The organism is Streptomyces akebiae, from assembly GCF_019599145.1.
Lineage (GTDB): Bacteria > Actinomycetota > Actinomycetes > Streptomycetales > Streptomycetaceae > Streptomyces > Streptomyces akebiae.
The window spans coordinates 4,005,714-4,018,490 of the sequence record NZ_CP080647.1; the positions used below are offsets into that span (position 1 = coordinate 4,005,714).

At 69.8% G+C, this 12,777-nt stretch carries 6 protein-coding genes; 3 read left to right on the forward strand and 3 right to left on the reverse strand.

Annotated features, from left to right (window positions below; genetic code table 11):
• Window positions 1-13: 13 nt before the first annotated feature.
• Complete coding sequence (gene alr / locus K1J60_RS17045) at window positions 14-1,174, reverse strand: alanine racemase (RefSeq protein ID WP_220646973.1); 1,161 nt, start codon at window positions 1,172-1,174, stop codon at window positions 14-16.
• 177 nt (window positions 1,175-1,351) lie between these two features.
• On the opposite strand from alr, the gene glmS reads away from it, so the two are divergent.
• The 3 genes from glmS to K1J60_RS17060 all read left to right on the forward strand — a co-directional run bounded on the left by glmS (window position 1,352) and on the right by K1J60_RS17060 (window position 5,461).
• Entirely contained in the window at window positions 1,352-3,199 is a 1,848-nt protein-coding gene (glmS, locus tag K1J60_RS17050; RefSeq protein ID WP_220646974.1) for a glutamine--fructose-6-phosphate transaminase (isomerizing), read from the forward strand.
• Window positions 3,200-3,426: 227 nt separating this feature from the next.
• Window positions 3,427-3,798, forward strand: a complete 372-nt coding sequence (locus K1J60_RS17055; protein WP_033528399.1) for a holo-ACP synthase — start codon at window positions 3,427-3,429, stop codon at window positions 3,796-3,798.
• 196 nt (window positions 3,799-3,994) lie between these two features.
• On the forward strand, window positions 3,995-5,461 hold the full coding sequence (locus K1J60_RS17060; protein WP_220646975.1) for an NAD(P)H-hydrate dehydratase: 1,467 nt from the start codon (window positions 3,995-3,997) through the stop codon (window positions 5,459-5,461).
• Here K1J60_RS17060 and K1J60_RS17065 read toward each other — a convergent pair.
• Both K1J60_RS17065 and K1J60_RS17070 read right to left on the reverse strand, forming a co-directional pair.
• On the reverse strand, window positions 5,433-5,963 hold the full coding sequence (locus K1J60_RS17065) for a hypothetical protein (RefSeq protein WP_220646976.1): 531 nt from the start codon (window positions 5,961-5,963) through the stop codon (window positions 5,433-5,435). The genes K1J60_RS17060 and K1J60_RS17065 overlap by 29 nt on opposite strands.
• A 14-nt stretch (window positions 5,964-5,977) precedes the next feature.
• The gene (locus K1J60_RS17070) at window positions 5,978-12,442 is read right to left on the reverse strand and encodes an RHS repeat-associated core domain-containing protein (protein WP_259407763.1); all 6,465 of its coding nucleotides are present in this window, start codon (window positions 12,440-12,442) and stop codon (window positions 5,978-5,980) included.
• Between the last annotated feature and the right edge of the window lie 335 nt (window positions 12,443-12,777).

Sequence of the window (12,777 nt, forward strand, 5' to 3'; positions counted from 1 at the left end):
CGTCCGCGCCCGCTCACTCACCCGTGTCGACGTAGACGCGCGGAACGCGGGTTCCGATGCGCGTCACGATCTCGTACGCGATGGTCCCGGCCGCCTTCGCCCAGTCCTCGGCGGTCGGTTCACCGCCGTCGCCGACCCCGAACAGCACGACCTCGTCCCCGGCGGCGGGTTCGTCCCCGCCGAGGTCGACGACGAACTGGTCCATGGCGACCCGGCCCGCGACCGTCCGCCATTTGCCGCCGACCAGGACGGGCCCGCTGCCGGAGGCGTGCCGGGGGATGCCGTCCGCGTAGCCGACGGGGACCAGACCGAGGGTCGTGGCGCCGGGCGTGACGTAGTGGTGGCCGTAGCTGACGCCGTGACCCGCGGAGACGTGTTTGACCAGTGCGAGCGAGGCGCTGAGCCGCATCACCGGCCGCAGCCCGAGGTCGGCCGAACTGCCCAGCTCCGGGCTGGGCGAGATGCCGTAGACCGCGATGCCCGCCCGTACGAGGTCGAAGTGGGCGTCGGGACGGGTGAGGGTGGCCGGCGAGTTGGCGATGTGCCGCACCTCGGGGCGCACGCCCCGGCCCTCCGCGTACCCGACCATGTCGCGGAAGCGGGTGAGCTGGGCGTCGATGGACGGGTGACCCGGCTCGTCGGCGCACGCGAGGTGCGACCAGAGTCCGGTGACCTTCACGAGCCCCTCGGCCTCGGCCCGCAGCGCCTCGGCGACCAACTCCGGCCAGTCCTCGGGCTGACAGCCGTTGCGCCCGAGCCCGGTGTCGGCCTTCAGCTGCACACGGGCGCGCAGGCCCGCCTGCCGGGCGGCGTCGGTGACCTCCCGCAGCGCCCACAACCCGCTGACCGCGACATCGAGATCCGCCTCGACCGCCTCGCGCCAGGGCCCGCCCGGCGCCCAGAGCCAGCACATCAGCCGCCCCGACAGCCCCGCCGCGCGCAGCGCCAACGCCTCCTCGGGCGTGGCCGTCCCGAGCCAGGTGGCCCCCGCCTCGACCGCGGCCCGCGCACACCGCACGGCGCCGTGGCCGTAGGCGTCCGACTTGACGACGGCCATCAGCTCGGCGCCCGGCGCCGACGCGCGCAGCGTGCGCACATTGGCCCGCAGGGCGTCCAGATCGATCTCCGCCCGGGCCCGAAGGGGCGCGTGCGGCACAGGTGCTGTCTCACTCATGTCAGCCCCAGTGTCGCAGAGCGCACGACCCCCCGGGCGAACGGGCGCACCCCGCCTCGCAAAGGAGCGCCGAACCCGACCCACCTGACCCACAGCCCCACTGACCCACACCGAACTGTCACGTACAGTCACACTCGACACACGACAGGTCGCGAACAGCACAACACAGGGGTTTCTATGTGCGGAATCGTGGGATACGTCGGCTCGCAGTCCGCCCTCGACGTGGTCCTCGCCGGACTGAAGCGGCTGGAGTACCGCGGGTACGACTCCGCCGGCGTGGCGGTGGCGGCCGACGGGGGCCTCGCCGCCGCGAAGAAGGCCGGGAAACTGGTCAACCTGGAGAAGGAGCTGGTCGGCCGCCCGCTGCCGACCGGTTCGACCGGCATCGGCCACACCCGCTGGGCCACCCACGGCGGCCCCACGGACACCAACGCCCACCCGCACCTCGACAACGCGGGCCGGGTCGCCGTCGTCCACAACGGCATCATTGAGAACTTCGCCGCGCTGCGCACCGAACTGGCCGAGCGGGGCCACACCCTGTCCTCCGAGACGGACACCGAGGTCGTCGCCCACCTCCTCGCCGAGGAGTTCTCCTCCTGCGACGACCTCGCGGAGGCGATGCGGCTGGTGTGCCGTCGGCTGGAGGGCGCGTTCACGCTGGTCGCGGTGCACGCGGACGCACCGGACGTGGTCGTGGGTGCCCGCCGCAACTCGCCCCTGGTGGTCGGCGTCGGCGAGGGCGAGGCCTTCCTCGCCTCCGACGTCGCCGCGTTCATCGCCCACACGCGCTCCGCGATCGAGCTGGGCCAGGACCAGGTCGTCGAACTGCGCCGCGACGGCGTGACGGTGACCACCTTCGACGGCCGCCCCGCCGACGTCCGCTCGTACCACGTCGACTGGGACGCGTCGGCGGCGGAGAAGGGCGGCTACGACTACTTCATGCTCAAGGAGATCGCCGAGCAGCCCAAGGCGGTCGCCGACACGCTCCTCGGCCGCATCGACGCGGCGGGCTCGCTGTCCCTGGACGAGGTCCGCATCCCCGACCGGGAACTGCGCGAGCTGGACAAGGTGGTCATCGTGGCGTGCGGCACGGCGTTCCACGCGGGCCTCATCGCCAAGTACGCCATCGAGCACTGGACCCGTATCCCGTGCGAGGTGGAGCTGGCGAGCGAGTTCCGTTACCGGGACCCGATCCTCGGCCCTCACACCCTGGTCATCGCCATCTCCCAGTCCGGCGAGACCATGGACACGCTGATGGCGCTGCGCCACGCCCGTGAACAGGGCGCCCGGGTCCTCGCCATCTGCAACACCAACGGCTCGACGATCCCCCGCGAGTCCGACGCGGTCCTCTACACCCACGCGGGCCCCGAGGTGGCGGTCGCCTCGACGAAGGCGTTCCTGACGCAGTTGGTGGCCTGCTACCTGGTGGCCCTCTATCTCGGCCAGGTGCGCGGCACCAAGTGGGGCGACGAGATCCGGGCGGTGATCCGCGACCTCTCCCGTATCTCCCACGAGGTGGAGCGGGTCCTCGAAACGATGGAGCCGGTACGGGAGTTGGCCCGCACCCTCGCCGACAAGAACACGGTGCTGTTCCTGGGCCGCCATGTGGGTTATCCGGTCGCCCTCGAAGGCGCCCTGAAACTCAAGGAGTTGGCCTACATGCACGCCGAGGGCTTCGCGGCGGGCGAGCTGAAGCACGGCCCGATCGCCCTGATCGAGGAGGACCTCCCGGTGGTCGTCGTGGTCCCCTCCCCGGCGGGCCGCTCCCTCCTGCACGACAAGATCGTCTCCAACATCCAGGAGATCCGCGCGCGGGGCGCCCGCACGATCGTCATCGCGGAGGAGGGAGACGAGACGGTGGTCCCGTACGCCGACCACCTGATCCGCGTCCCGGCGACCCCGACCCTGCTCCAGCCCCTGGTCGCCACGGTCCCGCTCCAGGTCTTCGCCTGCGAACTGGCCACGGCCCGGGGGAACGAGGTGGACCAGCCGCGGAACCTGGCGAAGTCGGTGACGGTGGAGTGAGCGGCCGGGGCTCGCGGCGCTGGGGCGGGTGCGGCGTCCGCCTGGGGCCAGGGCGGCGTCGGGCGGGAGCCTGGAACACCCGGCCAGGCCCACGAGCGGAGCCTGGAAACGCCCGGCCAAGCCCACGAGCGGGAGCCTGGAAACGCCCGGCCAAGCCCACGAGCGGGAGCCTGGAAGGCGCCTGGCCGCGGCCAGAGCAGCGTCCGCCCGGGGCTAGGGTGCGGATCATGCCCATCATCGGAGTCGGCATCGACGTCGCCGAGATCGACCGTTTCCGTGCCTCGCTGGAGCGCACGCCCAGCATGGCCGACCGCCTCTTCCTGCCCAGCGAACTCCTCCTCCCCAGCGGCGAACGCCGGGGCATCGCCTCCCTCGCGGCCCGCTTCGCCGCGAAGGAGGCCCTCGCCAAGGCCCTGGGCGCCCCGAGCGGCCTGCGCTGGACCGACGCCGAGGTCTACGTCGAACCCTCCGGCCAACCCCGCCTCCGTGTCACCGGCACGGTCGCGTCCCGCGCCTCCGAACTGGGCGTCCAGTCCTGGCACATCTCGTTGAGCCATGACGCGGGGGTGGCGTCGGCGGTGGTGATCGCGGAGGGCTGAGGGGCCGCCGCCCTCCGCCCCTGCTCTCCCTGCGGGCCATCGTGCCGCTGGGGCGGCACGGGTGGGCGCAGACGGCACCTCGCCACCGCCGAGCAGCGGAACCCCACCACCGACCCACCCCGCCGAAGCCCACGCCACCCACCCCCTGCACCCCACGCCCTGCACCCCACCCCCTCCCCAAGGCAGACTCGTCCCCATGCGCTCAGCCCACCGTGTAGAAACCGTCCGCACAGCCGAACGCACCCTCATGGCCCGCCTCCCCGAAGGCGCCCTGATGCAGCGCGCGGCCGCAGGTCTCGCCGCGGCCTGCGCGGACGTGCTCCCCCGCCGCGTCTACGGCAGCCGCGTCGTCCTCCTCACCGGCAGCGGCGACAACGGCGGCGACACCCTCTACGCCGGCGCCCGCCTGGCCAGGCGCGGCGCGGGCGTGACCGCCGTCCTCCTCGCCCCCGACCGCACCCACCCGGACGCCCTCAGGGCCCTCCTGCGAGCGGGCGGCACCACGACCACCGCCCACTCCGCCACCACCCCCACCGCCCTCGCCCGCGCCGACCTCGTCCTGGACGGCATCGTCGGCATCGGCGGCAGGGGCGGCCTCCGCCCCGACGCCGCCCACCTCGCCGACCTCCTCGCCGACTCTCCCGCCACGGTCGTCGCCGTGGACCTCCCGAGCGGTGTCGAGCCGGACACCGGTGAGGTGCGCGGCGCGGCCGTCCGCGCCGACCTCACCGTCACCTTCGGCACCCACAAACCGGGCCTGCTCGTCGACCCGGCCCGCGAGTACGCCGGCTCGGTCCGCCTGATCGACATCGGCCTGGCGGAGACACTCCCGCCGACCCCGGCCCTGGAGTCCCTCCAGCACGCCGACGTGGCCGCCCTCCTCCCCCGCCCCACCGGCGAGAGCGACAAGTACCGCAGGGGAGTCGTGGGCGTCGCGGCGGGCTCGACCCGCTACCCGGGCGCGGCGGTCCTCGCGGTCGCGGGCGCCCTGCGCGGCGGCGCGGGCGCCGTCCGCTATGTGGGCGCCGCCACCGAAGCGGTCCTCGCCCGCTACCCGGAGACCCTCGTCTCGAACACGGGCCCGAAGAAGGCGGGCCGGGTCCAGGCCTGGGTCGCGGGCCCCGGCGCGGGCGACGACCCCACCCCCGTCGCGGAGGCCCTCGCCTCCGACGTCCCGGTCCTCCTGGACGCGGACGGCCTGCGCCTCGCCGACCGCGACACGGTCCGCACCCGCGAGGCCCCCACCCTGATGACCCCGCACGCGGGAGAGGCCGCCGCCCTGCTGGGAGTCTCCCGTGAGGAGGTCGAGGCAGCCCGCCTCACGGCCGTACGCGACCTGGCCCGCGCCTACGACGCCACGGTCCTCCTCAAGGGCTCCACCACCCTCATCGCCACCCCGGACCCCGACACCCCGGTCCGCGTCAACCCCACCGGCACCCCCTGGCTCGCCACCGCCGGCAGCGGCGACGTCCTCTCCGGCCTGGCAGGCTCCCTCCTGGCCGCCGGCCTCCCCCCGCTGGACGCGGCGAGCACGGCGGCCTACCTCCACGGCCTTGCGGGCCGCTACGCCGCCGACGGCGCCCCGACGGGGGCCCATGACGTGGCGGAGGCGATCCCGGCGGCCTGGCGGGACATCACGAGAACAGTGCCGTACCACCCTTGACGAGCAACGCGACGATCAGGACGGTGGTCGAGGCGAAAAAGATCAGTTCCACGACGGGCGGCGCCGGGGTCACGGTGACGTCTCCGGCCCCCGGCTCCGCCTGTCGCGGTCGCATCCGCTCCAGTTCGTCAATGACCCGGCGATGACGGCCGAAGGACGGCCAGCGGCTGAACGCCTGAACCTCGACCGTGCGGTCTCCTTCCAGCGTGAGGCTGAGACCGGTCCTGTCGTCCCAGTTCACACCCCGCAGCGTCGCCCAGGGGATTTCGTACCGGCGGGCACTGTTGCGTACGACCAGAGTGTCCTGGTCGTAGCGCACCAGCGGAACCAACTGCGCCCGTCCTGCGAACGCGCCGATGCAGAGGAGCATGACGAGAGCCGCGAGCTTCCAGATGGCCGCGTCCCTCCAGGCCGGCAACGCAGCGAGAACAGCTCCCGTCACGGCGGCGATGACCAGGGCACCCATGACCTGCCGCTCCCGCCAGGGCTTCACACGTCGCATCGCGCTTCCTTCTGTCAACCACCGAAGAGGCCTCTGACACCGCTCCATGCACTGCGAGCCCCGTCGGCGACCGACCGTCCCGCCTGCACCCCCCAGGTCCGGAGCGTACCGATCCCCTGCAGGGCCTCACCCGACTTGAGCATCGGCACAAGGCCGCCCGCGATTCCGACGACGCCGGCCGCGCATCCCAGACTCATCCAGTTGCCCCAGCAGGCGTCGGCGGCGACGACGACGCCCACACCCACCGCCAACAGGCCGAGGACGGGACCGATAGGAGTTGCGGCGGTCATCACCGCAGCGATACCCAGCCCGGTACTGATCATGCCGAGCGTGTCCGCCGTGTCATCGCTCAGGAAGGCGTGATCATCTGGCTCCTCCTCCGCGACCTGGATGTTCTTCGCCGTACCCAGGCACTTGTTCACGTCCGCGGACTTCTGGCACACCTCGAAGAAGTAGGCCATCTTCGCCTTCTTGACATCAGAGGTGGCGTTCTGCATGAAGGTGTCGTACTGGGCCTGCGTCAGCCACGGAGTCCCTTGGTAGCCGAGGTCCTTGGACACCCAGTCGTAGGCCTGATCCGGAAGCTTCTTCGTGACGGTCTTTCCGGTGATGGACCCGTCACCCACCTGGGTTCCCTTGGTGTAGTCGACCGTTCCGGTCGACGGGTCGTAGCCGACGGCGTCCTGCACGGCCTTATCGCAGTACTTCAGGTCGTACTGGCACGAGTTCGGCCGAGAACCGATCTCGAAGCCGGTCGGGTCGCTGTACCGGACGGGGTTGTTCGCCCCGTAGCTGTAGGCGTTCATCTCCTGGGGCGAGTACGGCTTGTTGAGCTCGTCCCCGCTCAGGAACCGGCCCAGATCGGGGTCGTACATCCGGGCGCCGAGCATGGACAGCCCGGTGGAGTCGTCCTCCGACTGGCCCAGGAATCCCCGGTCGGTGGACGAGGGAAGATTCGTGCTGCCTCGTTGCTTACCGAAGGCCGTGTAGCGTCGGCGCAGGACGGCGCCTCCCATGGAGACCAGCATGGATGTCGAGGCCTGTGCGTCGCCGAGGATCCAGGTCAGCTTGCCGGCCGCAGAGCCGTCGGCCACCCGCATCGCGACGTTGGTGCCCGCAGCGGAGTAGTAACGGGTGGCGGAAGCGCTCGCCGAACCGGTCCTGCGCAGTTCGTGACCGTCGAGGTACAGCACCTTCTCAGTCGGCGAGGCCCGCAGCAGAACATTTCCGTCCGTGTCGTACACGTAGGTCGACACCTCGTCACCCGTCGACTTCTCTTGGGTGATCTTGCTGATCCGGTTCAGGCCGTTCCACTCCAGCGCCGAACTCACCCCGTCGACCGTGCGTGAGGTCATCTGCCCGGCGGCGTTGTAGCCGAAGGAGTCGGAACCAGCCTTGACGACCGCGTGCGGGCGCGCCTGCTCCGCCGTGTACGAGGTCTCGTCCGCGCTGTAACCCGGGTAGGTGTAGTCCTTGTCCGTGGTTCCCAGGGACGTGGTCTCCCGCACAGCCTGGATGTTGCCCAGTTCGTCATACGTCCAAGTCGTGTCGTACGGGTCGAGGGAACTGCTCATGTCCGGTGTCGCGGCGCCGGAGCAGCCGTCGCTCTCCTGTGTCGTCCACGCCCGGCTGAGCCGGTTGAGCTCGTCGTAGGTGAAGCACTCGCTCTGTCCGACGACCTTGTCCGTGACGCCGGTGAGCTGCCCGCCGAGATCCCGGGTGAAAGTGTCGTCCTGCGCGGTGGTGGTGGTACCCCCCGTGGTCACGGTGGTCTTCGCACCGGCCAGGAGACCGGTGCCGTCGGCGTCGTCGTACGTGAGTGCCCGGCTCACGGTGGCGTCGGAGCCCCCGCTCTCGCCGTAGACACGGCCGTTGAGCCGGCCGAGCCGGTCGAAGCCGATCGACGACTGGTACGTTCCCAGCGGGCTGGCCACCCTGGACGGCAGGCCCTGCGCTGTGTAGGCGGTGGTCACCGTCTCCGCGGGCAGCCCACCGATCTGCGGATAGCTCACCGACGTGACGTGGTCAGCCAAGTCGTAGCCGTAGGCGAAGGTGTAAGTGCCGGCGAGTCCCGAACCGTCGTCCGGAATCGTCGTGGTCCGGCCGACGACCCGGCCACGGGTGTCGTATCCCGTGACGGTCTGCGTATAGGCCTTGCCGTCCTGGTAGGAGGTGGCCGTCGCCAGCTTGCCCTTGCCGCCCGGCGCACTGTCGTAGGCCAGCCGGGAAAGCGTCGTCGTGCCCTGTGACACCGTGGTGGGCCGTCGGAGGGCGTCGTAGGTGTAGCTCAGTGTCGTGCTGTTGCCGACTGTGGTGGCCGTGGAGATCTGGCCATTCTCGTCGTAGGTGACAGACGAGGCGCCCGTGTCCGGATCGTCCGACGTCAGCCGCTCCCCCAGCCAGTTGTATGTGTACTCGGTGGTGTTCCCCTTGGGGTCGGTGATCTTCCTGAGGCCCCCACTGCGGGTGTACTCGTACGCCGTGGCCGCCGCTCCGGTCGGGCCGTACTCGACGATCCGTGTGGTCTGGCCGAAGACGTCCGTGTAGGTGTCGGAGCGCTCGCCCACGGCGGGCACGACGGTCGTGTGGTCACCGTGGTAGTAGGTGCGGGAGTTCATCACGGGCTGGGGCTGCTCGTTGACGAGGATCTGCGTCCCCGTCGTCCGTCCCGCCCAGTCGATGAGGAGGTCGGTGTAGGACGGCAGATCGGCCACCGTGGGCAGGACCATGCCGGAGCCCGCCGCCGAGGAGTTGTAGAACGGCGCTGACGTGCCCGTTGCGTTACCGGAGGTGTCGTACCGCGTGGAGACGACCGTACGGCCGGACCCGCCCGGAGCGGTCGCCTGGGTCTCCCGCGTGCGTCCGAGTCCGTCCAGGTAGAGGTATGAGTAGATGTAGTTCGAACCGGACTGCAGGACCCCGGTCGACACCCTGGGCGCCCCCGTCACCGTGTCCGGCACCCCGTCGCCGTTGGTTCCGGTCGGCACGGCATAGGTGAACTTCATCGACGAGATACCGTCCGGGTAGTTGCCGATCTCCGTCGGCTTCCAGACGGTGCTGTAGCGGCCGACCGAATCGTGCACGAGCCGGGTGGTCCGGCCGTTGGCGTCCAGGATCCGGTACGGGGTGCCCCACAGACGAGAGGACCAGGTGGTCGTGGACATCGCGGTGCCCGAGCCGCTGCCGTCCGGGTCCGGGGTGGTGACCTTCACTCCATCGGTGGGCCATGTCGTGTTCGGCGAGTAGGTCGTGGTCGTCTTGCTGGCCTTGCCGTCGTAAGTGGCCACGACCCGGCCGGCGTCGTCGTAGTCCGTCTTGATGGAGCGGTATGTCGACGCGTTGGTGTACGTGCGGAGTTCCGTCACATTGGCGTCGGCCAACGCCGTGTCGTTGCCCGCCACCGACGTGGACCCGTCGTACAGCGTCGCCGTGAACGTGTCCTGGTTGGCGGCCGCGCGGTTCGCACAGTCGGCCGCGTAGTGGCGGCGCTCGTCCTCGACGATCATCCAGCGTTTGACGTCGGAGTCGGGGAAGTTGTCCGTGCTGTAGGCGCGGCCGTACGTGGTGCAGCGGTTGTCGGCGACCGCCTCCTCGCCCCAGTCGTTGGTCCGCAACGGCAGACCGTACGTGGTGCTGGTGGAGGACGTGTCGTCGTACTCGTCCATGACCGTGCGCACCCGCCAGCCCTGCGACGTCATCTGATGTGTCGACGTCTTGCTGTCGCGGACGAAGCGGGCGTCGGGCAGCCCCTCGTACGCGGCGGTGACGTGGGTCCAGTACTCCTTGAACGTCCGCTCGTGCGAGCCGCCGTCGCCATCGCGTTTGCTGGTCTCGATGGTCTTGCCCGCGAGCCAGGCCGAGTCCGTGTACTCGGTGCCCTGACCGTCCTTGACCTTCACGGTACGGGTCGCGGACGAGTCCGTCTTGGACGTGCGGTCGCCGCTCAGGCCACGGTAGAGCCAGTGGTAGGTGGACGCCGCGTTGCTCTTGGTGCCGGTGAAGACCTCGACCTGCTGGTAGCCCCGCCAGTCGGACCAGGTCTCGTCCTCGTCGGCCACCAACGGGTCGTTGGTGAACCTCCAGCCACCGCCACCGTTGTACTCGTAGCGCGTGGTCATGTTCGGGTCGCCGTCGCCGTCGGCACCTTGACCGACACCGGGGTCCACGGACACCTGGGTGACCAGGTACTTCTTGAACCAGCCGGTCTTCGTCTGCGCCGAGCCCTCGGGCGCCCACTTCTGCCAGAAGCACAGCTGGGTGTTGGAGGACTGGCTCGGCAAGGCGTCTATGTCACAGGCGTCCGGCTGACCATAGGTCACGCTCGTCGCCGCGCCGAGATCGCCGTACACCTTGGTGACTCGGCGGAAGTTGAGCAGCGAGGACCCGACCTGGTTGTCCTTCCACTCACCGTTGAAGTTGATGACGGGCAGGCGCAGGTCGGTGCCATCGCCGTAGCCCTGGCGCTGGACGTAGTCGAGCCAGAGGGTCTTGCCGACGGTGCCGTCGGGGTTGGGCAGGCCGTGCTTGGTCTGGTACTGCATGGCCGGGTCCCATGTGGAACCGCCGTCGTTGCTGACGAAGGTCTTGATGTCCCACAGCATGTCCGTGGTGAAGAACGTGGGGTAGTACGTCATGCCGGCGCAGTAGCTGTCGTCGGCGGTGCCATCGCACATGAGGTCGGTCGGGACGTCCGGGTACGACTCCGGGGTACTGGAGATGCCGGGACAGGCTGCGGGTTCGTCGCCCAGAGGGTCCGCCTCCGCCATGCGTTCGACACAGCGGCCGACGTGGCTCAGCTCAACCTTGGCGGGCAGCAGGGCGCCGCTGATCTGGGAGGCCCAGCCGTACTCGATGCGGGTGAGATAGCCGCCGGCGTCGTACGAACGCGCCTTGTCGGTGTTCGCGACCGAACGGTAGTGGTTCTTCTGCTTGTCGTAGAAGTAGGCGTTCTCGACCTCGTTGGGGTCGACGACCCGGTCGAGGTTCCAGCGCCAGGCCTGGGTGCACGGCTCGGGGTACTGAGCGTGGCACGGCTCGCTGGTGTCGTTGCCGACGACGGGCATCGTGTAGACGGAGTTCGTGGAGGCGTCGTTGCGCTCGCTGCGGCCCCAGCCGAAGTAGTAGCGCATGCCGTCCGGGGTGGAGATCACCCAGTACTCGTCGTCGCTGCCGTGGCCGTTCCAGAGGTGCTGGACCCGCCAGCCGGGGTCGTCCTGCAGGTGATAGGAGCCTGTGCCATTGCCGTCCTGCACCAGCTGGGAGGTGACACCGTTGAGGCTGATGACGTAGACGGCGCCGTCGGGTTCCGTGCCGGTGTTCGGCGACTCCCAGCACATGTCGCCGATGGTGGACAGGCCGTCCTGGGCACAGTTCTTGTAACGCCGCTCGATGTAGCCGACCTCAAGGTCCCAGCCCATGCCGACCCACGACGCCTGGTTGTTGGTGGCCGACGTACGGCCGTCCACCGACTGCGAGTTGTAGCTGAGGGCCAGTGATGGCGTGGTACCGAAGGGGGCCTTGGGCAGTTGGACCGGCAGGCTGTAGGTGAAGGCCCCGGATCCGGTGGACACGTCCCACGAACCGGTGGGGCTCAGTGTCGATGCCCGGTAGTCCCCCTCGTCGGACGAGGACCCAGAGGTGACCGCCAGCACGGTGGCCCCGGACGCGCTCGCGTAGGTCGACCGGCTGAACTGGGAGGATCCGTCGTCGATCGCCACGGCCGCGGGGTCGGCGTCGGCGTACACAGTCGCCGAGAGAGTCCCGGTCCCGACGTCGTTGTCGGCTTCGATGAACTGCTTCAGATCCGGCGAACAGCCCTTCTTCTCCGGGGTGGTGAGCGCGCAGGCCGGCATCTGGACCAGCCGGAGGCGGTCGGCGAAGTCACCGCCGTGGGCGTATTGGAAACCGGAGTAGTCGAGCGTCACCCGCACCGGGCCGGGGTCCTCGACGCCGTCCTCGCGGGTGAGGCGAAGCCCCATGCCTATGCCACCGATCGACTCCACCTGAGAGCGGTCGAGCAACCGGACATCCACGTTCTCGGGGACACTTCCGGTCCGTACCAGTCGGGTGTCTCCGCCGGCGGGGGTTCCCTGCTTCGAGGTCTTCTGCCACTTCGCGAACTTCGCCTGGGGCGGTGTGCCTGCCACCACGCGCTCCGTGGCGGAGGGTTTCGCGACGGTCACCACGGCGGACTTCGCCGCCCGGCTCGTGCCGTCCGCGTCGACCACCGTGCCCGACGTCGATACGGCCAGGGCGTCACCGGCGGCGGCTTTCCGCAGGTCGACGGAGGCTGCGGTCCTCTTGGGCCACGTCGTCTTCGGGGCCTTCGTCATCGTCTGCTCGGCCCTCTGCCGGGGCACGGTCTGGGCTCCACCCGTCGGCACGCTGACCGTCTTGTCCTTCGGTTTCGCCACGTCCACTACAGCGGCGAAGGCCGGTACGGACAGAAGACCGCACAGCACCGCACTGGACACGGACACGACAAGGCCACGTCTGGCAGACCGCCCCACAACCACACCCCCGTGCAAACACATCACGCATACCGAGCGAACAGACTCGGGGCGGGACGCTAACTCACACGTGACTCAAATCCAACGCCTACAAAAGACCGCACAGCGGACAGTCCCATGTAAAGGCCGTCTAAATTTCTGGGAATGAAAAACCGCTCACCCAACCGACTCGTCCAAGCCAACCGGAGCTCTACCTGACCCGAATGCCAGGTGCTTTAATGACGCGCCAGAAGCGACCCTCCATGGAGCGCCAACGGTCCATCGGCGGGTTCACACGCATTCCACGGGGGGCTCCACCAGCATGC

Bases quoted from the DNA above. Each gene is read 5' to 3' on its own strand.
- K1J60_RS17060 (WP_220646975.1), top strand. From the start codon at position 3,995: ATGCGCTCAGCCCACCGTGTAGAAACCGTCCGCACAGCCGAACGCACC.
- K1J60_RS17065 (WP_220646976.1), bottom strand. From the start codon at position 5,963: ATGCGACGTGTGAAGCCCTGGCGGGAGCGGCAGGTCATGGGTGCCCTG.
- glmS (WP_220646974.1), top strand. From the start codon at position 1,352: ATGTGCGGAATCGTGGGATACGTCGGCTCGCAGTCCGCCCTCGACGTG.
- K1J60_RS17055 (WP_033528399.1), top strand. From the start codon at position 3,427: ATGCCCATCATCGGAGTCGGCATCGACGTCGCCGAGATCGACCGTTTC.
- alr (WP_220646973.1), bottom strand. From the start codon at position 1,174: ATGAGTGAGACAGCACCTGTGCCGCACGCGCCCCTTCGGGCCCGGGCG.